The following is a 21,528-nucleotide window of genomic DNA, read 5'->3' on the forward strand; positions in this document are numbered from 1 at the left end:
CGGCGGTCAGTGGTCGCTCCAGAACCGGTCAAGGCCGTACGAGAGCATGTCGGGCGAGACGGGCTGGAACTCGGCCTCCTCGGGACCGAGATACTCGCGACAGGAGTCCCACGACTCGCGGGCGTACCGCTCGTCGAGCAGGACCCGGACCCCGACCTCCTCAGGGCCCCGGATGACGCGTCCGACGGCCTGTCGCGCCTTTCTGACCGCTGGCACGGTCAGGGCCGTCTCGAACCCGTCCCCGAACTCGCGGTCGTACGCCGTCTTCACCGCGCGGGTCTGCGGCGAAGCGGTGTTGATGATGGGGACGCCGACGACCACCGCGGCCGAGAGCCGGTCGCCGCGGTAGTCGACGCCCTCGGTCAGCGTCCCCCGAAGTGAGGTGACGAGTACCTTCCCCGCGCCCTCGAAGAACTGGCTCTTGAGGTCCTCCGTGGCGTCGTCGCGGCTCGACTCGTCGAGGAGGACGGGTTTGTCCAGGTCGTCGAGGACGGCCGCGGCCCACTCCGCCTCGGCGTAGGAGGGCATCCCGACGAGGACGTTGCCCGGACTGCTCGCGACGAGTCGGAGCGCGTTCGCGTAGATGCGGCGGGTCTCGTTGTCCTCGTCTGGATAGCCCCGATTGGCGTGCGTGAACTTGGGGGTGGCGACGGCAAACGACGCGCGGTTCTCGGCCGGGAACCCCAGTCCGTACGTCCGACGCTCGACGGGGCGGTCGTCCTCCTCGCGGAGGTGTTCGAGCCCGCTGACGCGCTCGAACACGTCGAGGGGAGCGAGCGTCGCGCTCATGAGGACGCCGCCGCCGAACTCGCCAAGTTGCTCGGCGATGGCGTCGCCCGGGACGCAGTTGTGGATGGCGAACCGGGCGTTGTACGCGCGGCGCCACAACCCCTCGGGTGCGGTGTCGTCCCACGTCCGTTCGAGCTCGATCTCGCGGAAGTAGTTCTCGTGGTCGTTGCGGTACCACGCGCCGAGCACCCGGCCGACCCCCGGGACGGCGCGCTGTTTGTCCTCGTCCTCGACCTCGTTGAGGATGCGGGCAACGACCGCGCCCACGGTCTCCGCGCGGGTCCACACCGCGCCGGTGTAACCGGCCTTCTCGGCCCACGTGGATATCTCGTCGGGCTGGGGTTCCTCGGGGTCGCGGAGCGGGAGCTCGGCGTCCGGGAGGTCCGTCATGTTCGCCCGCCACCCGCGGTGTTCGGCGTCGAGGTAGCCCTCGACACGGCGGTCGAGTTCCTCCCTGAGGTCGCGGATGAACTCGCGGGTGCGCTGGAGTTCGTCGACCGTCACCTCGGCGTCCTCGAGTTCGGCACGGATGCGGTCGCGCGCCTCCGAGAGCCCCGCGGAGGTGCGCTCACCCTGCTGGCCGTCGAGGGTGAGGGGCTGAGCGACCCGTGCGAGTTCGCGCTCGGCGTCGCGGAGCGTCGCGTCGGCGACCCCGTCGCTCACCAGCTCGCGGACGCGGGGTTCGAGCATGTGCGCCTCGTCGCAGACGACGAACGTCGAGGAGTCGAGGAGCGCGCCCGTGAAAGAGCCGACAGTGACGGGGTCGAACGCGTGGTAGTAGTTGCCGACGACGACCTCGACGTGCGGGAGCACCGCGCCCATCGTCGAGTGCGGGCAGGTGCCGTGCGAGGCCGAGAGCCGGACGAGGTCCTCGCTCTCGATGAGTCCAAGTTCGGTGTGGTCGAACGGAACGGCCTCGACGGGGTCGCCGTCTTCGGGCAGGTCGTCGAGGTACTGCGCGTAGAACGGGCAGTACTCGACCTCGGCCATCCCGGCCTCGTACTCGGCGGTGTCCGGTGGGTACGGCGTGGGCTCGCCGAGGACTTCCAGAAAGTCGGCCCCGGCGTTCTGCTTGCCCGAGTCCGCGAGTCCGACCTGCTGGGAGCGAGCACGGGAGGCGAGCGCGCCGGCGGTGGTGTCGTCGGTCAGCCCGCGGGTACGCTCGCGAAGGCCCTCACACCGCTCGTAGACGGTGTCGTCGTCGATTCGACCCGTGCCGGTGAGGTTGTACGGGCAGACGTCGGCTTTCCCGACGAGCGTCATCGCGGAGATGGGGTCCCAGTCGTCGGGAAGGTTCGCGTTGATGGTCCGGAGATCGTCTTCGAACTGCCGGAGCTGCTGTTTGACGCTGGTGAGGACGACGACCCGCTCGTAGCTGGAGTCGGGGTCACGGACGAGGTGGATGCCGGCGGTGAGCGCGAGCATCGTCTTGCCAGTCCCACACGCCCCCTCGATGAGGGTGAAGCCGTTGTCCCGGGCGGTGTCGATGGCGGCGTCGATGCCGTCGGCCTGCTCGGGGTACGGCTCGTCGTGGCCGAACACGTCGCGCCAGTCGTCGACCTCGGTCACGTTCTCGGGGAGCGGCGCACCGGCCATGAGCGTGTCGGAGTTGGTCACCCTCCCGTACTTGAACCTTCGCCGGGGAGTTCGCTGGTCGGCAGCAGGCGCGCAGCAACGGCCAACGGTTTACGCTGCGAGCCACGTATCCCGGGTATGAGTGACGACGAGTTCGACGAGGCTGCGTGGGAGCGGGAGCTCCGCCAGCACCGCGACCGCAAAGACGAGTTCTTCGCGACCGATCGACAGTCGCCCATCCCCCAGGAGCAGCGCGACGCGTTCGACGGGCTGTCGTACTTCGAGCCCGACGCCGACTACCGCGTGGAGGCCGACGTGGAACTGGTCGACGGCGACGACGTCGTCACGATGGACACCACCGTCGACACACAGGTGGAGTACGAGCGCGTCGCGCGCCTCCACTTCGAGTTGAACGGCGAGCAGCAGACGCTCGTCGCCTACCAGCAGGCCGGCGAACACACCCACTCGCTGTTCGTCCCGTTCCGCGACAAGACGACCGGCCAGCAGACGTACGGGGCGGGGCGGTACATGGAGTTCGAAGTGGATGGACACCTGAGCGATGCAGCGACCGTCCCCCTCGATTTCAACCTCGCGTACAGCCCCTTCTGCGCGTACAACGACGCGTTCGCGTGCCCTCTGCCCCCGGAGGAGAACTGGCTCGACGTGGCGGTCGAGGCGGGCGAGAAGCTGCCAGACGCCTGATGCTCGTGGATTAGGGCGCGACGCCGACAGTGAGGAGAGTACCGAAGGTGCGATAGCGCTCGACCATCGCCTCCCGCGTCTCCCAGTCGTCGGTGGGGAACTCGCTCGCGTCGGGGATGTCGATGTCGCGATCCGGGACGGTGTCCTGCGTGGCGACGTAGAGGCCGGTGTCACGGAACGCCTCGCGGTACTCGTCGGCGGACCATCGCGTCATCTCGACGCTGATGTTCTCCTGCCAGTGATGCGAGTGGACGTTCTCCTCGTAGTAGTTCACCGCACAGGAGAACGTTCCACCAGAGCGGAGGATGCGCGCGACCTCTTCGAGGGTGTGGTGTGGGTCGTTCGCGTAGTAGAACGCCTCCATCGAGAACACGTGGTCGACGCTGTCGTCGGCGAAGGGGAGGGCGTCGAAGTCCCCGACGAGGTAGCCGACCTGCGGGTCGTCGGTGTAGCCCGCGGCGTTGTGCGCCATCTCGGGCGAGCCATCGAGGCCGTACGCGCGGCCCGCATCCTTGGTGTCGCGAAGTGCGCGGGCCGCGTAGCCCGACCCACACCCGAGGTCGAGGACCGTGTCGCCTTTCTCGACCGGCATCCGGGCGAGCACGTGCTTGGCGGTGTGCCAGTGGCGCTCTTCCATCCCCTTGTCGCGGCCGTCGGCCGCCCACGCGTCGAACTCCTGGCGGACACTCATAGCCGGTCCACGAGGGCGGCGCACTTCAGGCGTCCGTTGTCCGGTCGGGGGTGTGATGTCTTTTTATGCGCGCCTTCCCACGGTCAGGTATGGCAGGACCACGTCGCCGGTTCATGGTCGCCGACATCGCACAGCAGATCGTGGGCGGGTTCCTGCTGGCCGGCCCGTTCGTCGTCACGGCGGAGGTGTGGGAGCTCGCGTGGAACATGAACCTCGCGCAAGGCGCGATCGCCGCGCTCATCGTCTTCCTCATCGGCTACGGCGCGCTCTACAAAGCCGACGACCGCGACCCTGACCGCGAACGGGAGGTGGGTGGGATTCCCCTCCGCTTCCTCTCGCTGATGACCGTCTCGTTCGGCTCGGTGCTGGTGCTCGCGCTCGTGTTCGACGCGCCCGCGACGTTCTTCAACGGCATGGGTGTCCCGCGTGAGATGTGGCCCATCACCACCGCGAAGGCCGTTTCCGTCGGTGCCATCTTCTCCGTCGTGGGCGCGGCGACCGCGGACAGCGTCTTCTAACCCACTTTTCACACGGGCGGCCTCCGGCCGCCCGGCAAAACTTGTTCTCGTGAGGCCGGAGGCCGAACGAGAGCAGGGAAGTCGCAGCCCGCGAGCGAAGCGAGCAGGAACGTCTTCCTGTGGGGAAAATATGCGGGCGTGTCTCCAGAAATCGGAGATTTCTGGGATGACAAAAGACGGCGCATGGCGCCGTCTTTTGAACCACTCCTGCCGCCGTGCTCGCTTTGCTCGCACGGCGGTAGTCCGCGCGCCCTACGGCTCGCCGCAGGCGAGCCGTGAACCGCTCGCTCCCTTCGGTCGCTCGCGGACAGTACAGCGAGATTCCCCCGCAGTTCGCCACTATCTCCACTCGAAACGGTACCGTTCCCTCTCTATACCATCCAGAGTCGAACGACCCTCAGTCGCGGCGGGCGGGCGACTCCTCGCTGACGAGGAACCCCCACACGTCCCGACGGTCGGCCGCCTGGTGATAGGCCCACTCTCGGGCCTTCCCGTAATCCTTGAACTGTCGGAGGAAGTCGACCACGTCGTCCGAGCCCGGGAGCGCCACGTCCGAGCGGAGGAACGCCTGCTCGATGGCCTCGCCGTGTGAGTAGACGTCGTCGTCGGTGAGGAGGTGGGCACCCTCCTCCCAGTCGTCGGGGAGTCGCTCCGTCTCGGCGTCGGTCAACTCCGAGAACCCCACCACGTCGAGGTCCGAGTGGTCGACCAGCTGCTGGGCACACCAGGTACAGAACCCACACGCGTCGTCGTAGACGAACGTCTCGGTCATGTTCACCGATATGTCCGCCCCGGTATTCGGGTTTTCCCTCTCGGTCGGCCCGACTCACTCGAACCGACCCGTCTCCGTGCCACAGTCGACACAGACCGTCAGAAGAACGTCCCCCTCCTGCTCGAACTGCTGTGTGGTGAGCGCGTCACAGCCGGGACAGGCACGGAGCAGGTCGACGTCCTCGGAGTCGCGGGGGACGCCGAGCGCGAGCAGCGTCGCCGACTCGTCGCCGCGGTTCCACGCCTGCTGGTACTCGCCCGGCTCGAACCGCACCGCCTCACCCTCGGTGACGACGACCGATTCTGGCTCGGTCTCGCGCGGGTCACCCACCTCGAACGTGACCGCGCCCACGAGGACGACGAACGTCTCCGACTGGTCGAAGTGGGCGTGCGGCCCTCTAGAGGGTGTCTCGCCCGGTGCGAGTTCGAAGTAGTTGAGCGCGAGGTGTTCCGTGTCGAGCGCCGATGTCAGCACCTTCGCCGCCGCACAGTAGTCGCCGTAGTTCGGCACCGCGTCGATGGCGACGGTTCGCACCGTTACATCCCCGTCAGGGCGGCGCACATCAGTCGAACCGGCCGGTGATGGCGTCGCAGTCGAGACAGAGCGTGACGAGTTCGTCGCCCTCCTCCGTCGCCTCGATCCGCTGCTCGGTGCGCCCGCCGCAGTTCTCGCAGTCGCGTAGGATCGTCGTCTCGCCCGAATCCTGTGGCGCGCCGATGGCGAGCGCCTTGACTCGCGTGGCGCCGCGGTTCCATCCCTGCTGCCATTCGCCGGGCTCGAACCGGATGAGTTCGCCCGCGGCGACCGACACGTCGCCCGCCTCGGTCTCGAACGTCGCCTCGCCGTCGAGGATGTAGAACACCTCCTCCTGGTTCTCGTGTTTGTGGTAGCCGAAGGCGAACGACTCGCCCGGCGCGAGTTCGTAGTAGTTCGCCGCCGCGTCTTCGAGGCCGAGTGCCTTCCCGACGGGACGCTTCACGTCGGCCGGCCCCATCCACGAGTCCAGGTCCGCGATGTCGACTTTGTCCATATCGGGAGGAGGGAGGGTCGGGTGTTAAGCCTAGTCCCAGTACTCGACCGCGTCGCGCCGATTCCAGAATCCCGAGACCGTGCGCTCGCCCTCGCCGCCGGGTGGGGCGCCCGCGAACACGCCGATGCCGTCGTCGTCTGGGTAGACCATCACGTCCGGCTCGTTCATCGTCGAGACCATGAGATACCGCAGGGTCTCGTCGCCGGTGTTGACGACCTGATGCGCACCCGATTCGTCGGCCCGGCAGGCGACGTACTCACCGGGTTCGAGCGGTACGTCCTCGTGGTTCTCGCCGCGGCGGAGGGTGCCTTCGCCTGCGAGGACGTAGACGGCCTCCTCGTTGCCGGTGTGGTAGTGCAGCGGCCACGGCTTCTCACCGGGGTCGAGTTCGTACAGCGACGCGCCGAGTTGCTCACCACCGGCCGCCGCGGCGAGTTTCTTGCGGCGATACGCGGTGTGCTCGCCCTCGTGCTCGGTCCACTCCAGGTCGGCCTCGTTGACCATGGAGTGGAAACGAAGGGGTCCGAGTTAGGTGTAGTCCCGAGGGGAGATACTACATGAAGTCCGAGATGCTTCCCTGCTTGTTCTTGTCGTTCTCGAACACGGATTCGAGCGACTTGTCGAGGATCTCGAGCCGCTGTTTCGTGTACTCGCGGCAGCCGAACTCCTCGGCGACGCGGATGGCCACGTCCATGTACTTGTTCACGGAGCCCTGATGCACCGTGAGGTTCACGCGACCACCGCACTCCCGGCACTCGCCCGTGAGGGGCATTCTGCGATACTTCTCGCCGCAGTCCAGGCATCTGGTCTCCTGTCGCGAGAAGGCGCGGAGGTTCCCGATGAGGTCCGGGAGGAAGTGATACTCGATGACCCGCTCGGCCACGTCGGTCTCGTCGACTGCGCGGAGCTTCCGGGCGAGTGCGAGCTGCGCGTCCATCTTGTCCATCATCGACCCGAGCGTCTTGTACGCCGAGAGGTCCGGGCCGAGCGCGATGTTCGAGGTGTCGTGGGTGTGTCTGAATTCGGTGTACTCGCGGTCGGTGCCGAGGTTCTCCTCGGCGATCTTCACGTCGACGTCCTCGGGGTCGGCCATCTCGCGGGTGGCCTCATAGAACTCCCGCGGGTACTGGTCGACGATGTCCATGTTGTGCGCCTCGTCGTCGATCTCGCTGGGGTCGATACGCGAGGACATGACCAGCGGCGCGTCCATCTGACCACCGCGCTTGTCTGGGAGGAAATCTTTCGAGAAGTTGAGAAGACCGTCCATGAGGAGCATTACACAGTCCTCGTCGCCGTCACAGTTCCGGCGTTTCGCGGCGTGAAAGTACGGATGTGCGTATCCGACCGCCGCCGACGTGAACCCAATCACTCGTCCGACGACTGCCGCAGAGGTGTGCGGTGCCATCCCGAAGACGAGTTCGCCGACGAGGTCCTGTCGTTCCTCGACCTCGTAGAACGGGTCGAGGCCGTAGTACTGTTCGAGCAGGTCGTCGACGTAGTCGGCGGTCTTGAGCATGTGTTCCGCCGCGCCGTCCGAGAGGACGATGTCCTGCACGCGGAGTTCGACCAGCTGGTCGTCGTGGCGCAGGGGTTCACCGTCCATGTCCTCGGTGTAGCCGAGGTTGCGGAGCTGGCCCACCTCGATGTCGAGTTCGGAGGCCCGGACCGACGTGACCGGGAGGTCGGTCATGTCGTAGCGGACCGTGCCGTCCTTGAACGCGGTGACGCCGTTCTTCGAGCGCAGCACCCCCTTCTCCATCGGCTCGGGGACCTTGTGCGTCGACATCAACCCCTTCACGCCTTTCAGCATGTCGAAGGTGCCGGGGCGCTCGCCGATGCTGGCCATCGACTCGCGGTACTCCGTGCCCACGTCGATGGTCCGGACTTCGGTCGTGCGGGCAAGCTGGCCACAGCGGGGACACTCCGCGCGACCCGACTCGTCGGGTTCGACCTCGATTTCGCAGTCGCGACACTCGTAGTGCGGGTCGGTGTGCCCGTTACACTCCGGACAGCGCGCGCGGAAGGTGCGTTCACCGCACTCGGTACACTCGCGGCGACCGACCTCGACCTCGACCTCGCCCGGCTTACCCGTGATGTCGCGCTGGCTGGCGGCCGCGGCGACGTCACGCTGGCTCCCACCTGCTTCGCCGATGGGGAACAGCGTGTGCACCGCCGGCGAGAGATCGCGGCTCTCGCTTTTTTCGGGGCGACCCATCCGGTTGCCGATGCGGGTGGGCGCACGCTCCTGCAGTGAGAATGGGGCGACTTCGTTGACCGCTTCGTGGCTGTTCTCGCCGTCGGCCCAGTTGCGGGCACGGGCGGAGAGCGACTCGGCGGTCCAGGTGCGTTCGAGTTCGGCGGTGAAGCCCAGACTCTCGACGAACGGCAGTGCGTCGGGAATCGTGACCGTCTCCTCGCCCTGCGAGTGGGGGACGATGAGCGTCTCGAGGGCGTCGGTGACCGCATCCGAACGCGGGAGGACGAGGGTTCGGTCGCTTCCCGCAGCGGGGGGTGCTTCGAGACTCGCCCCGTCGGCTTCGGCGAATCGGCCCCCCGTTTCGACTGCGTCGGCGAGCGTCTCGAACGCCTCGACGGAGAGGTCGTGCCAGAGGTAGGTGTAGGTGGGATGCAGGGGGGCGTCGTACTCCCTGGCCCAGGAGAGCGCCTGGCCCGCGTCGGGATGGGCGAGGTCGACGTTCGGGTCGTCGTCGAGCGCCTGGATGTCAGCGCCGGCGTGGTCGAGGTCCTGCTCCCACCACTCGACGGTGTAGGAGGCCGGGACGAGCGGGTGATTGTTCTCGACGAACTCACCGTAGTTGACGAGATATTCGCCCAAATCGAGGATCTTGACGACGCCGTTGCGGACTTCGAGCGCCTCCTCCGGGTCGTCGATGCGGCGGACGTCCCCGTTCGCGAGTTTGACCGTGGGGCCCTCGATGGAGTCGACGGGGACTACGCCACCGGCCTTCCCGGGGCGCTCGGTCTTGATCTGCGTCCCGGTGGCGAGAAAGTCGTCGACCAGGTGCATCGTCGCGGGGTGGACGCCCGCGGTCGCGAAGCCGTGGTTGCGGGCGCGGCCGTAGCGCAGGCGGAACCCCCCAGGCTCGGAAGGGTGGCCGAAGACGGGGCGGCCGGCGATGAGGTCACGCAGGAACTTGGTGGCGGGGTCGGCTCGCGGTGGCCCGTCGGGTTCGGTGGCGTCGGCCTCCTCACCGTCGGTCTCCTCGCCGTCGTCCGCATCCGCGTCATCCGCGGCGTCCGCAGTGTCGTCCCCCTCGTCGTCCGCGGCGTCGTCGTAGTACGTGCCGTCGATGAGGTCCTGCAGCCACGGCCAGTCGACCTCGTCGAGCTGGCGGGTGTACCGCTGGATCTTCGGCGCTTTGAGGGCGATACCCTCCGCGAGGACGAGACACATCCCACCGCGGGCGGAGTTGGTGTCGACGCGCTCGAGGTCGCGGAAGCCCGAGACCTCCTCGTCGCCGGTGGCCTCCCCGTCCAGCATGATGGGCATGTGCTTCGCGATGAACTTCGTCTCCTTGTCCTTCGGCGTGTACTGGAGGCCCGTCTCCTTGTCGTACAGCGCGATCTCCTCGGCGTAGCGCTCGACCTCCTCGGTCCGGGGGGTGAACTCCTCGATGCCGAGCAGCGAGCGAGCGTAGTCCGCCACGAGCACCGAGAGCGCCTGTGCGGTCCCGCCCGCCGACCGAATCGGGCCGGCGTAGTAGACGTTGACGAACTCCGTGCCGTCGTCGTTCTCCAGGAGTTCGACGCGGTCGATACCCTCGATGGGCGCGGCGACGACCCCCTCGGTCAGGAGGGCGACCGCAGTTCTGACCGCGCCCTCGACCTTCCCCTCGCGGGTGTCGTAGTCACCGACGTTCCCCTCGACGAAGTCGGTGACGAGTTCGAGGGCGGCCTCCTCGCGGGACATCTCGCCTTCGAGTTCGCGGACGCGCTCGGCGACCCCCTCGATGCCGAGGATGTTCTCGACTCGGTCGGCCATGTCCTTCGCGACCGGAATCTCGACCTCGGGTTTGGGGTCGCCGCCTCTCGATTTGGCCTCCTCGGCGACCTCGAACGCCTGGTCGAGTCGGGCTTCGAGTCGTTCGAAGTACTGTTCGTCCTCGCGGCGCATCTATAGGGGCCAGAGGTCGAGGTCGGTCGTCTCGTCGTGTGCGCGTTCGAGGTGGGTGTCGAACTCGCGGACGTACAGTTCGCCAGCGAACGTGGTCGCGCGGTTGAGGTGGCCGGCGACGGTCGAGCCGTCCTCGCGGGAGAGGACGGCGTGGGTGTGCGCGAACGGTTCGCCCTCGAGATGCGAGATGTTCCCGACGCAGGCGGCGACCTCGAACGGCTCGTCGAACGCGACGGGGTAGTACTCCTGCTCCTGCTGGTCGTAGAAGTAAATCTCGGCGTCCTGCACCGCGCCGAGGCCGAAGAAGAAGGCGGCGTCGATACCCTCGTCGGCGGCGAACGCCTCGATCTGCTCGCGCCAGTCGCGCCCGTGGTCCAGTCGCGCGACGAACTCGCGACCCCCCTCGACCTCGCGATAATCCATAGCAGGAGCCTGTTCGGCTGGCGACTAAAACCTACCGTGAGACAGCCAATCTCCAGTAGAAACGAAGGGGTCAGAGAGTGTCACAGTGTGTCGATTTTGGGGTCGAGCGTGGTCGAACGGCGAGGTTTGCTTCAATAAAGTCGAACCCACATGTTTGGCGTGCGCTGGCGAGTCGTGGGAGGTCGAACGTAGTGAGACCTCGCCGCGAGCCAATAGCGCACGAGGGATGAGCGACCGAACGCAGTGAGGGCGCGAATCGGCTGGGGAGGCGTGTGGTAGACGAAGCATCCACGAGCGACCGAAGGGAGCGACGCGGTTCTCGGAACCGAGCGAAGCGAGGTTCCGTAGCGTTCACGAGAGCTCTGCTCTCGTGAGCCAATCGGAAATCTTCGATTTCCGAGGACGCCCGCGGACGTGAGGAGCGAGCGCAGCGAGCGACGAGGGGAGCAGGCGCTATTTTTCCGCAAGTTTTTGCGCGGTGGGCTGAGCGCGCCGAAAGCGCGCGAAGCCCGCCGCGCAAAAAGTGCGATTTAGTTATCGAACCGCGCCTGCACGAACGGCTGGGCGTCCTCGACTTCGCCGATTCTGGAGTCCGAGAGCAGGACGGCCTCGGTCTCGTCGATGGGGACCGAGAGTGAGATCTCCTTGGTGCGGCCGTACCGGCCCTTCGAGACGACGACGGCGTTGACGATGCCGAGCATGTCGAGTTCGGAGATGAGGTCGGTGACGCGGCGCTGTGTGAGCACGTCGGCGTCGATCTCCTGACAGAGCCGCTTGTAGATGTTGAACACCTCGCCGGTGTTGATGTTGTGGACGCCGTTCTTCTCCAGCAGGATCGTGGCGTAGAGGACGAGCTTGGACTGGGTGGGGAGGGTGCGGACGACCTCGACGACGCGGTCGAGTTCGATCTTCTCCTGTGCCTTCCGCACGTGTTTCTCGTTGACCCGGTCGGTGCGGTCACGCTCGGCGAGTTCGCCCGCGGTGCGAAGCAGGTCGAGCGCACGGCGCGCGTCACCGTGTTCCTGCGCGGCGAACGCCGCACACAGCGGAATCACCTCGTCGTCGAGCGTCTCACCCTGGTCCTTGAACGCGACCTCCGAACGCTGCTGGAGGATGTCGCGGAGCTGGGTCGCGTCGTACGGCGGGAAGACGATCTCCTCCTCGCCGAGGCTCGACTTGACGCGGGGGTCGAGGAAGTCGGTGAACTTCAGGTCGTTCGAGATGCCCATGATTGAGACGCGGGAGTTCTCGAGTTCGGAGTTCATCCGCGAGAGGTTGTACAGCGTGTCGTCGCCCGATTTCTCGACGAGTTTGTCGATCTCGTCGAGCATGATGACGACCACGCGCTCGTGGTAGTCCACGGCGTCGAAGAACGTGGAGTAGACGCGGTCGGTCGGCCACCCTGTCATGGGGGCGGGCTCGAAGCTCTCGCGGTCGCGTTCGAGCTGTTCGACCCGCTCCTCGACAGCGTCGACGGACTCGAACTCGGTGTCGTCGAGGACCGCAGCGGTGTCGGTGTCGTCGTCCGTCGCGCGCTCGTGGAGATCGGCGAGCCGGGTCAGCTTCTCGTCGATGACCTGCTCGTTCTTCTCGATGAACTTGTTCGCGAGCTGCGCGAGCACACGGTACTGCGTGTCAGTCACCTCGCAGTTGATGTACTCGACCTCGCAGGGCACCTCGTACTTCTGGGAGGTCGTCTCGAGTTCCTCGCTGACGAACTTCGCGGACGCGGTCTTTCCCGTCCCGGTCTTGCCGTAGATGAGGATGTTCGAGGGCGTCTCGCCACGGAGCGCGGTGACGAGAATGGTCGCCATGTTGTTGATCTGCTCCTCGCGGTGGGGGAGCTTGTGTGGGGTGTAGGAGGGGCGAAGCACCTCCTTGTTCTCGAAGATGGGCTCCCCCTCGAGCAGGTCGTCGAACAGGCCACGCGAGGCCTCGTCCGGGTCGTCGCCCTCCTCGGCGAGTTCGTCGAGGACGATGTCGTCGAGGTCGACCGCTCCGTCGGTAGCCTCTGTGGGCCCATCGCCGTCGCTTCGAGCCCGGTCGAGCCCGTCGTCGTCCAGATACGAGACGCCGTCCGAACTGACGTCCGGCTCGGCGTCTGCGTCGACGTCTGCGTCGACATCTGCACCGGCGTTCGCAGTACTGACGTCCGCATCGTCGGTTTCCCCGTCGGTGGCGTTCTCGGGGCGTTTCCCGTGCTGTTCACCGGTCTGTCCGCCAGTCTCGTTGGTGTCCGATGTGTCCTCGTCGTTCGAATCGCTCATGGTAGACCCCCTTGTTTCAGGTGGAAGCGAGGTGCGCAAGCCCGGAGTCGGGTGAGAGTTCAGGGTAGAATCCCGCTGTCGGTTGATTTGCAGTCTCGCTGCGTCCAGTTGATGCAGACGAACCGGTGGTTGAAAGGGTATTAAACATTACGGTGATGACGACGAACCGGCGTCCGAGTCACGGTTCGAGCCGAGCGAAGGACCGCTACAAGTGGAAGACGATCCACACGCACGAGACACCAGCTAGAGCCGATTTCAGCGGCGATTCTACGAGCGGCCACCCTGCTAGAGTGGAAACAGAGGGGTATGGCACCGAAGTGGTGGTAGCGATTCGAGGGCGCTCGAGGGTCAGAGCCCGGGAGTTCCCGACCAGTACTAGAGGTGAAACCGAGGTGCTAGAGGGATCCTAGAACAACTAGTATTGATCGTTCGATGCTAGATGATGAGTGGCCGAGGCGGGGGCACCGTCGTGCGGTTTTCGGTGAGCTGGGCGGGAGGGTGTCGGGAAGTTGGGACACCCCCACCCCTTCGTTTCAGGTGGAACGGCGGTCAAGGGTGGGGAGGGGGTCAGTCTCGGGTCGAACTAGGGCTAGCAGACCAAAACACCTAAGTCACACTCACAGTAACCAAATCCGTACTAGAAACAAGCGAGTTAGTGGTGGGTTGGAGTGGTGTCTAGCTAGAGAGAATCGACGAGACGGCGTGTAGAGGCCCTCTAGGTGGTGTTTCGTGGTCGTCTCCCCAATCGTCGTCCCGTGTCATCTCCCAGGGGGTCGTGATGTTCCACCTGAAACGAAGGGGTGGGGGTTCCCGATGGGGATCGATATCACCCACCGCTCCGAGCAGCTTGTCCCCATCGCCCCCACATCACACCTACATCGACAGCGAGCGACTACTCCGAGGACGCTGCCACGACTGGCACGACGCGACCTCCACGATTTCCCGTACAACTCCCGTCTTGGTGTGTCGAGCTTTGAGGACTCCCTGGAACCCGCTGAACTCCAATCGACCGATGTACCAGGAGTCGTTCTCTCGGAGTGTCAGGAGTCGTTCTCTCGGAGTGTCAGGAGTCGTTCTCTCGGAGGGTGTTCTCCCGGTGCCCGTTCTTGATCCGCGTTTCCTCCCATCTCGCTCTCGCTCTCCTGACCCATCTACCTCCAGTCCATTCTTCTTTCCCGACTGGACTCCAAACCTCTACACACAGCATCTCTATGGCCACAGCTCCCGACACAGATGCTGCTCTGAGGCGCTCGGCTCTCCTCGACTTTCAGCCCGTCTCGGCTAGCGGGCGCGCTCGTGCGTGAGCGCAATCCACCATTGGTACTCGGACGCTGCTCGACTCGAACTGGACGCTGACCGAGATACCCTCGTTCAACCGGCGGCGTCAGTCCGAGGAGACCCGGAACGTCGGTCTGACACCTGTCCGAAGCTGGATACGTGTCTGACGCAGAGTTAAGTGAATGCGGTATGGTACTACGTGCAGAGCGGCCCGATTTCCACCCGAAGTCAGGGCCGTGGGAGGAAAGGATGGGACTGCTTACAGATCTCAGGTCAAGTATATCTCGGGTGACGTCGACCCTGTTCCAGGACTCGGATCCGAAGCGGATCGGAATCTATGGCCCCCCGAACGCCGGGAAGACGACGCTCGCGAACCGTATCGCCCGCGACTGGACCGGTGACGCCATCGGTCCAGAGAGCCACGTGCCTCACGAAACGCGCCGAGCTCGGCGCAAGGAGAACGTGGAAATCAAGCGGAACGGGAAGTCCGTCACCATCGACATCGTCGACACGCCGGGTGTCACGACGAAGGTGGACTACACGGAGTTCCTCGAACACGACATCGACAAGGACGACGCCGTCCGTCGCTCCCGCGAGGCCACCGAGGGCGTCGCCGAAGCCATGCACTGGCTCCGCGAGGACGTCGACGGCGTCATCTACGTCCTCGACTCGTCGACGGACCCGTTCACGCAGGTGAACACGATGCTCATCGGCATCATTGAGTCACAGGACCTTCCGGTCCTGATTCTCGCCAACAAGACGGACCTCGAAGAGTCGTCCGTCCAGCGCATCCGCAATGCGTTCCCGCAACACGAGACGATTCCACTCTCCGCACTCGAAGGGGACAACATGGACGAAGTGTACGACAAGATATCGGAGTACTTCGGGTGACCATGCCCGAAGCACAACACCCGGACGACGGTGTGCAGGTCGACATGATCAGCGCCGAGCGGATGGACGGCCTCCGGACGATGGAGAAGATTCGGCTCATCCTCGACGGCGTCCACGACGGGAACATCGTCATCCTCGAACAGGGGCTCGACCCCCAGGAAGAGTCGAAGCTCATCGAGGTGACGATGAGCGAGATCTCACCCGACGGCTTCACCGGCATCGAGATCGAGACCTATCCCACCGGTAGCGGTGACACCGGGCTGTTCGGGAAGCTGATGGGCAAGAACAGCAAGAGCAAGCTCACGGTCATCGGCCCGGCGAACCGCATCGAGACGCTCCACAAGGACGAGAACCTCATCAGTACGCTCATCCACAAGCAGTAATCTCAACTCCAACACCCAACCCAGCAACACCCCAGACACACCACAGCAATGCCACACCAGTGTACCACTTGCGGGCACACGTTCGCCGACGGGTCGAAGGACATGCTCGGCGGCTGCCCCGATTGCGGCGGCAACAAGTTCCAGTTCTACCCGCCGGGGACGGAGGTCCCGGACGAGCCGCCCGCGGACGCTGACGAGGCCGCCCCCGAGCCCAGCCCCGACCCTTCGGGTGCGGCTTCGACGGTCGGCCGTGCCGCAACCAAGGTCCGCGACTTCGTCTCGAAGGACCCGGACCCCGCAGCGGACACTGTGACGGCTCGCGACGACGCCGGGTCGGTGGACGCCGACGCCGGCGACCCCGACCCGAACGCGCCGTGGCCGGACTCCTCGGACGCCGCCGACCCCATTCGGAAGGGTGGGTTTCAGGAGGACGGCGAGGACGACACCGCCGAGTCGCAGATCGAGACCGAGGACGGCATCATCGACGCCGACGCGCGGGCCACTCGCGAGGGTATCGACGACGCCGAGGACTTCGCACAGTCGGACGCTCGCTCGGGCGTTGCCACCGACGCCGAGGTCGCCGCAGCCACCGAGGACGCCGCCAAAGACGCCGCCGCAGATACCGCTGGAGAGAGCGCCGCGGACACGGCCGGTGATCTCGAAGCCGCCGAGTCGACGGTGGACCGCGACGGCCCGGCGGGCGCCCCCGACGACACGGACGGTCGCGTCGTCTCGGAACCGACGGGCGAGCAGCCCGACCTCTCGGAACTCCGCGAACAGCTCAACGACCAGTTCGAGTCCATCAAGATCCTCGAACCCGGACAGTACGAACTCAACCTGATGGAGCTGTACGACCGCGAGGAGTACATCATCGCGCTCCAGGAGAACGGCCGCTACGTCATCCAGGTCCCCGAGAACTGGATGGGCGACCGCCCGGGCGAGTAGTCAGTAGTCTGACCTCGGTTCCGCAAACCTCGGCTCCACAATACTCAGGCTTCGCCCCCGCCGCTCCTACCGCTCCCGACCACGGCCTCGGCTTCTATCTCCACGACCATCGCCGGGTCGACGAGCCCCGACACCGCTATCATCGACGAGGCGGGCCGAACCTCCCCGAAGAACTCGCCGTGCACCTCGCCAACGAGTTCCCAGTCGTCGATATCGGTGACGAACACTCGCGTCCGGACCACGTCCTCGATACACGACCCCGCCGCTTCGAGTGCAGCCGCCACGTTCTCCAGCGCCCGCCGGGTCTGCTGTTCGGGGTCGCCGGGTGCGACCACTGCTCCGTCGTCGTCGGTCGCGGTCGTCCCCGCGACCAGCACGCGGTCGCCGTCACCGCCAGCACCCACCCGCACCGCTCGCGAGTAGCCGACCCGCGGCTCCCACTCGGTACCCGACGTGACGTGTCGTCGTTCCATACGCCCCAAGACACGTCCGGACCCAAAGCGCTTGCCGCGAATTGAAGGGTTTAAACGGGTTCCCTCGGAACACACGCCCATGAGCGAAGCCACCAAGGTCGTGCTCGGGACGGTCGGTGTCGCCGGTCTGTTCGCCGTCGTCATCATCCTCGCGCTCGCACTGTGACCCAGCCGCCGATGTTCTCCCACCGGGACCTCTCGACGGAACTCGAGGGGGTCCGCAACGCCTACGCTCCGGAGACGCTCGTCCTCGACGTCGAGCGCGACTTCGAGACGCTCGACCCCGCCGTCGCAGAGACCCTCGGGCTGCTCGTCGACAGACTCGATCCCCTCTCGTACCCCGCGGAGTGGGTGCCTGCCGACGCCCCGGAACTCCTCTCGCGGCTCGCCTCCGACGAGTTCACCATCGGTGCGCCGGGTGACGGCGGGGTCGCGTGGACCCGCCAGACCACACCACCGACGGTGTTCGTCAAACCGCGGCTCCAGGGCTCACCGCCCGCATTCATCGACTTCCTCGTCGCCGAGGCACTCGTGCAGGTCGGGCTCGAGGCCTCCGACCCCGACTCGCCCGACGGCCCAGATCATCCCCTCCCCGAGCACTTCCTCGGGTTCTTCGGCGAGCAGTATCCAGCCCTCGCCGCGGCCACGCCGCTGTCGCCCGCGGACACCTACCAGCTCGCGTACGCACTGTTCGAGGCCTACATCGGTCTCCACACGCGCGAGGTGTTCGTCGAGTGGGCCGGCGACCACCCTGCGCTCTACGACCAGTGGGTCGACGCCGGCGAGCGGCTCGAGCCCCGGCTCACGGAACTCCCGAGCGCGGTCGCGCGCGGGGAGACGGGCTTCGCCGAGGCGGCGGAGTACGCCTGCTCGGCAATCAAACACGACCTGGAGCTCCCGGCGCCGTTCGCGGCGCTCGACACCGAGGCGTACCGCCACCACGGCCCGACGTACGCGGTCAGGTGGGCGGAGAAGACGTTCGAGAAACTGGCTTAGAACTCCGCGCTGACGGTGCCGTCCGGTGAGAGCTCGATGACGCCGTCGAACAGTTCGCGGTAGTCGGCGACGACCTCGGGGTCGTGGACCTCCTCGGCGAGATGGAACAGCCCTACGGCGTCGTGCTGCTTCAGGAGCGCCAGCATGTCCTCGACGGCGCCTCGTGCTCGTTCCTCGTTCGCGTAGTACGCCATCTCCGTGATGGAGTCGAGCGACACGCGGAGTTTGCCGTCGTGGTTCTCGAGGAACTCGCGGGTCTTCCGGACGATGCCCGCGAGGTCGTCCGGCGAGGAGACGTAGTAGACGGAGTCGGAGCGGCGCCGCGAGTAGCCGCGTTCGACCGAGAGCGTGTCCAGAATCGTCGTCGTCTCCTGGTCGACGCCGTAGTACTCGAGTTTCTGCTGGACCTCTCGGGCCGTCGTCCGCGTCGAGATGACGAGCCGGTGTTCGGTGTCGGTCTTCAGGAAGTCGGTGTCGATGCGGTCGGTTTCGCCGGTGCTCGGGTGGATGAGCAGAACACCTGTCCCCCCGGGAATCGTATCTGGTGCGTTCTCGACGTCGAGCGCGTAATCCATACCGGGCGTGGGTTCGCCGGGGGCTTAAACGTGAACGTCGCGGTGGAGTCCTGGAAACGTGAACGTCGCGGTGGAGTCCTGGTTTAGTACAGGACGTGCTCGGTGTCGTACGAGCCCAGCACGCGGACCCAGCCGTTCTCCGCGATGGCCTCGATGTCCGCGATGGCCTCCTTCGTGCGATCCTCGTACAGGCCGGCCTCGACGTCGATGTGGAACACGTAGTCGCCGAGTCGTTCGCCCGACGGCCGGGACTCCACGCGCGAGAGGTTGATGTCGCGCTCGGCGAACGGCTCCAGCAGCTTGAGCAGCAGCCCCGGATAGTTCGTGTTCGGGTAGACGACGAACGAGGTTTTTCGGCCCGCCTCGCTCCGTTCGGTTTCGGGGGCGATGACGACGAACCGCGTGGAGTTCGAGGTCCGGTCCTGGATGTCCTCGGCGAGTACCTGCAACTCTTCGCCCGCGGTGTCGGGGTGGCCTACCGCGGCCACGGTCGGGTCCTCGCGAGCGCGCTCGACCCCGCGAGCGGTCGAGGCCACCGCCTCCAGTTTCGCCTGCGGATACTCCTGTTCGAGGTACGTGCGACACTGTGCGAGCGCCTGTGCGTGGCTCGCGACGATGTCGAACTCGCCGCGTTGCGCGAGCAACGCGTGGCGAATCGGCGTGACGATTTCGCGGACGACCGCGACGTTGCGGTCCGCGAGCGCGTCGAGCGACTCGGTCACTGACCCTTCGATGCTGTTCTCGATGGGGACGACGCCACGGTCGAACTCGCCGCCTGCGACGCCCTCGACGATGCCCGTCACCGACTCGGTGAACTCGATCTCGTCGGCGACGGCCCGGGCCGCGCGATGGGAGTACGTCCCTTCGGGGCCGAGCGTGAGTACCTTCATGGGGGTGAGTAATCAGGTGGACGGGATAAACGAACCGGCAGGGTACCAGTGAACCAGTAGCTGAAACGGGCTTGTGCCTCCCAGAATTTTTGTTCGGCATCCGTCAACATCCGTCCGTGATTCCCCGTCTCTCCATCCGGATGGTTCCGGAGCTCTCCCGTCGCATCGCCGTCGAAACCGCGCCCGCAGCGCTCGCCCTCGTCTGCTGGGGGTTTCTCGCACGGCTCGCCCCGCCCGGACTCTCGGAGTCGCTGGCGCTTATCGCGCTCGTGCTGGCGCTACTGTACGCGGTCGTTCGAGGTCGAGTCCTCGCCGACAGCGCGCCCAGCCGCTCGATTCCGGCCGACGCACGCGCTCTCCTCGTCGAGAACCTCCGTGCGGGCCTCGCTGCGGGCGTGTGGCTCCTCGCCGCACTCTCCGTCTACGCGATCCGGGGCGTCTGGAACGCGCTCGGTGCCCCCGGCGCGTTCACCGACCCATCGACGTGGCTAGCGAACGCCTTCGGCGGGGCCGCGCTCGTCGCCGTCGTCATCTACGCCGTCGCGCGGTGGACGGCGATGGAACAGGCCGCCCAACGACCGACCTCGGGGTCGGAGCCGTCGGCAGACCCGTCACTTTCGGGCACATCGTCGGACGACTGAGACTGGAGACCGGAGACTGGAGACCGGATAACCGAGTCCAATCGGTGACCAGTTCGTGCTGGTCGCTGGTCCGTACGGGTTAGCGATTCAGCGTGTGAATCGCGTGGCCCTGGGCGTTCTTGACGGCCTCCATCGTCGCCTCCGCGAGCGTCGGGTGCGTGTGGATGGTCGCCCCTACGTCTTCGAGGGTCGCACCCAGCTCGATGGCGAGCGCCAGCTCCGCAACCAACTCGCTGGCCTCCGGCCCGACGATCTGGCCGCCCAGCACGAAGCCGGTCTCCTCGTCGGCGACGACGCGGACGAAGCCGTCGGTCTCGTTCATCGAGAGCGCCCGGCCCGACGCACCCATCGGCATCTTGCCGACGACGGGGTCGAAGCCGGCCTCCTCGGCTTCGGCTTCGGTCATCCCCACGGTGGCGATTTCGGGGTCGGTGAAGACGGCTGCCGGCACTGCCTGATAGTCCATCGCCGACGGCTCGCCAGCGATGACCTCCGCGACGACTTCGCCCTCGTGTGAGCCCTTGTGTGCGAGCATCGGTTCGCCCGCGACGTCGCCGATGGCGAACACGTTCTCGACCTCGGTGCGGCCCTCGTGGTCCGTCTCGAGGAAACCGCGCTCATTCGGTTCGAGGCCGATTGCCTCCAAATTGAGCGTGTCCGTGACGGGCTTGCGCCCCACGGCGACGAGCACCTTGTCCGCGTCGTACTCGCTGCGCTCACCGTCTTCAGTCTCGGTCGCCACCCGGACGCCATCACCGACCTGTTCCCAGTCGGCGGCACCCTCGCCGAAGTGGAACTCGACGCCGAGCTCCTCCGCGCGCTTGCGGACGATGCGGGCCACGTCGTCCTCGTAGCCGGGCAGCACGTCGTCGAGCATCTCCACGACGGTCACGTCGGTCCCGAGCTTCGCGAAGACGGTCGACAGCTCCATCCCGATGTAGCCCGCGCCCACGACGACGAGGCTGTCGGGAATCTCGTCGAGGTCGAGCGCGCCCTTCGAGGAGAGGACGTGCTCCTCGTCGAACGCGAAGTTGGGAATCTGCATCGGCACCGAGCCGGTGGCGACGACGGCGTGCTCGTACTCGATGGACTCCGAGCCCCGGCCTTCACCGCCGTGCGCGACACGGACCTTGTCGTTGCCGGCGAACTCGGCGCGCCCCTCGATGAGGTTCACGCCGTTCGCCTTGCAGAGCTTCTCCACACCCCCGGTCAGCTGGTCGACGACGCCGTTCTTCCACGACTGCATCCCCTTCATGTCGACTGCGGGGTCGGCGTGGATACCCATCTCCTCGGCGTTGCCCGCCTCGTGGGCGATGTCCGTCGCCGTGATGAGCGCCTTCGAGGGGATACACCCGCGGTTCAGGCAGGTGCCGCCGTAGGCGTCCTTCTCGACGAGCGTGGTGTCGAGTCCTAGCTGCGACGCGCGGATGGCGGCCACGTAGCCACCCGGTCCTGCACCGATGACCAGTACCTCCGTTCCAGTTGCGATGTCACCGACGACCATGGCCTCGCTTCCCCCCATGGGGGTGTAGTTCTTGTGAAAGATTTGCCGCT

Annotated in this window: 21 protein-coding genes; 8 read left to right on the forward strand and 13 right to left on the reverse strand. The window is 66.2% G+C overall.

Features of this window, described 5'->3' with window-relative positions:
* Nucleotides 1–6: 6 nt before the first annotated feature.
* Nucleotides 7–2,385, reverse strand: a complete 2,379-nt coding sequence (locus NL126_RS06915; protein WP_350355527.1) for an ATP-dependent DNA helicase — start codon at nt 2,383–2,385, stop codon at nt 7–9.
* 117 nt (nt 2,386–2,502) lie between these two features.
* On the opposite strand from NL126_RS06915, the gene NL126_RS06920 reads away from it, so the two are divergent.
* Nucleotides 2,503–3,066: a DUF1684 domain-containing protein gene (locus tag NL126_RS06920; RefSeq protein WP_255198194.1), complete on the forward strand. Its 564-nt coding sequence runs from the start codon at nt 2,503–2,505 to the stop codon at nt 3,064–3,066.
* Between the two features lie 10 nt (nt 3,067–3,076).
* Here the strand turns inward: NL126_RS06920 and NL126_RS06925 are convergent, their stop codons facing one another.
* The gene (locus tag NL126_RS06925; protein WP_255198195.1) at nt 3,077–3,757 is read right to left on the reverse strand and encodes a class I SAM-dependent methyltransferase; all 681 of its coding nucleotides are present in this window, start codon (nt 3,755–3,757) and stop codon (nt 3,077–3,079) included.
* A gap of 89 nt (nt 3,758–3,846) precedes the next feature.
* Between NL126_RS06925 and NL126_RS06930 the strand changes: the two genes are divergently transcribed.
* Nucleotides 3,847–4,275 carry a DUF2391 family protein gene (locus tag NL126_RS06930; protein ID WP_255198196.1) on the forward strand — a complete coding sequence of 143 codons (429 nt, stop codon included), beginning with the start codon at nt 3,847–3,849 and terminating at the stop codon, nt 4,273–4,275.
* A 397-nt stretch (nt 4,276–4,672) separates the two neighbouring features.
* Here NL126_RS06930 and NL126_RS06935 read toward each other — a convergent pair whose 3' ends face one another.
* The 7 genes from NL126_RS06935 to NL126_RS06965 all read right to left on the reverse strand — a co-directional run bounded on the left by NL126_RS06935 (nt 4,673) and on the right by NL126_RS06965 (nt 12,902).
* Nucleotides 4,673–5,047, reverse strand: a complete 375-nt coding sequence (locus tag NL126_RS06935) for a DCC1-like thiol-disulfide oxidoreductase family protein (RefSeq protein WP_255198197.1) — start codon at nt 5,045–5,047, stop codon at nt 4,673–4,675.
* A 54-nt stretch (nt 5,048–5,101) separates the two neighbouring features.
* Nucleotides 5,102–5,581: a cupin domain-containing protein gene (locus NL126_RS06940; protein WP_255198198.1), complete on the reverse strand. Its 480-nt coding sequence runs from the start codon at nt 5,579–5,581 to the stop codon at nt 5,102–5,104.
* A gap of 28 nt (nt 5,582–5,609) precedes the next feature.
* Nucleotides 5,610–6,077, reverse strand: a complete 468-nt coding sequence (locus tag NL126_RS06945; RefSeq protein ID WP_255198199.1) for a cupin domain-containing protein — start codon at nt 6,075–6,077, stop codon at nt 5,610–5,612.
* 30 nt (nt 6,078–6,107) lie between these two features.
* A complete protein-coding gene (locus tag NL126_RS06950) occupies nt 6,108–6,581 on the reverse strand; it encodes a cupin domain-containing protein (RefSeq protein WP_255198200.1) in 474 nt (157 codons plus the stop codon).
* 49 nt (nt 6,582–6,630) lie between these two features.
* Nucleotides 6,631–10,212, reverse strand: a complete 3,582-nt coding sequence (locus tag NL126_RS06955; RefSeq protein ID WP_255198201.1) for a DNA polymerase II large subunit — start codon at nt 10,210–10,212, stop codon at nt 6,631–6,633.
* Entirely contained in the window at nt 10,213–10,635 is a 423-nt protein-coding gene (locus NL126_RS06960; protein ID WP_255198202.1) for a PPC domain-containing DNA-binding protein, read from the reverse strand.
* Between the two features lie 530 nt (nt 10,636–11,165).
* Entirely contained in the window at nt 11,166–12,902 is a 1,737-nt protein-coding gene (locus tag NL126_RS06965) for a Cdc6/Cdc18 family protein (RefSeq protein ID WP_255198203.1), read from the reverse strand.
* Between the two features lie 1,527 nt (nt 12,903–14,429).
* Between NL126_RS06965 and NL126_RS06970 the strand changes: the two genes are divergently transcribed.
* From NL126_RS06970 to NL126_RS06980, 3 genes are read left to right on the forward strand one after another with little or no spacing between them, the layout of a single operon-like run.
* Nucleotides 14,430–15,071, forward strand: a complete 642-nt coding sequence (locus NL126_RS06970; RefSeq protein WP_255198900.1) for an Era-like GTP-binding protein — start codon at nt 14,430–14,432, stop codon at nt 15,069–15,071.
* Between the two features lie 2 nt (nt 15,072–15,073).
* Entirely contained in the window at nt 15,074–15,454 is a 381-nt protein-coding gene (locus NL126_RS06975; protein WP_255198204.1) for a DUF2073 domain-containing protein, read from the forward strand.
* Nucleotides 15,455–15,502: 48 nt separating this feature from the next.
* Nucleotides 15,503–16,399, forward strand: coding sequence for an OapC/ArvC family zinc-ribbon domain-containing protein (locus NL126_RS06980; protein ID WP_255198205.1), 897 nt, complete (start codon nt 15,503–15,505; stop codon nt 16,397–16,399).
* A gap of 44 nt (nt 16,400–16,443) precedes the next feature.
* Here the strand turns inward: NL126_RS06980 and NL126_RS06985 are convergent, their stop codons facing one another.
* The gene (locus tag NL126_RS06985) at nt 16,444–16,872 is read right to left on the reverse strand and encodes a RidA family protein (RefSeq protein WP_255198206.1); all 429 of its coding nucleotides are present in this window, start codon (nt 16,870–16,872) and stop codon (nt 16,444–16,446) included.
* A gap of 31 nt (nt 16,873–16,903) precedes the next feature.
* Here NL126_RS06985 and NL126_RS06990 point away from each other — a divergent pair, with 31 nt between their 5' ends.
* Nucleotides 16,904–17,038, forward strand: a complete 135-nt coding sequence (locus NL126_RS06990; RefSeq protein WP_255198207.1) for a hypothetical protein — start codon at nt 16,904–16,906, stop codon at nt 17,036–17,038.
* Nucleotides 17,039–17,049: 11 nt separating this feature from the next.
* Nucleotides 17,050–17,868 carry a DUF7089 family protein gene (locus NL126_RS06995; protein ID WP_255198208.1) on the forward strand — a complete coding sequence of 273 codons (819 nt, stop codon included), beginning with the start codon at nt 17,050–17,052 and terminating at the stop codon, nt 17,866–17,868.
* Here NL126_RS06995 and NL126_RS07000 read toward each other — a convergent pair.
* Both NL126_RS07000 and pheA read right to left on the reverse strand, forming a co-directional pair.
* Nucleotides 17,865–18,443, reverse strand: coding sequence for a DUF7090 family protein (locus tag NL126_RS07000; RefSeq protein ID WP_255198209.1), 579 nt, complete (start codon nt 18,441–18,443; stop codon nt 17,865–17,867). The genes NL126_RS06995 and NL126_RS07000 overlap by 4 nt on opposite strands.
* Nucleotides 18,444–18,526: 83 nt before the next feature.
* On the reverse strand, nt 18,527–19,333 hold the full coding sequence (gene pheA, locus NL126_RS07005; protein WP_255198210.1) for a prephenate dehydratase: 807 nt from the start codon (nt 19,331–19,333) through the stop codon (nt 18,527–18,529).
* Between the two features lie 116 nt (nt 19,334–19,449).
* Between pheA and NL126_RS07010 the strand changes: the two genes are divergently transcribed.
* Nucleotides 19,450–19,974: a hypothetical protein gene (locus tag NL126_RS07010; RefSeq protein WP_255198211.1), complete on the forward strand. Its 525-nt coding sequence runs from the start codon at nt 19,450–19,452 to the stop codon at nt 19,972–19,974.
* 79 nt (nt 19,975–20,053) lie between these two features.
* Here NL126_RS07010 and lpdA read toward each other — a convergent pair whose 3' ends face one another.
* Entirely contained in the window at nt 20,054–21,478 is a 1,425-nt protein-coding gene (lpdA, locus tag NL126_RS07015; protein WP_255198901.1) for a dihydrolipoyl dehydrogenase, read from the reverse strand.
* Nucleotides 21,479–21,528: the final 50 nt, after the last annotated feature.

The sequence above is a fragment of the Halorarius litoreus genome, from assembly GCF_024362405.1.
Taxonomy (GTDB): Archaea; Halobacteriota; Halobacteria; order Halobacteriales; family Haloarculaceae; genus Halorarius; species Halorarius litoreus.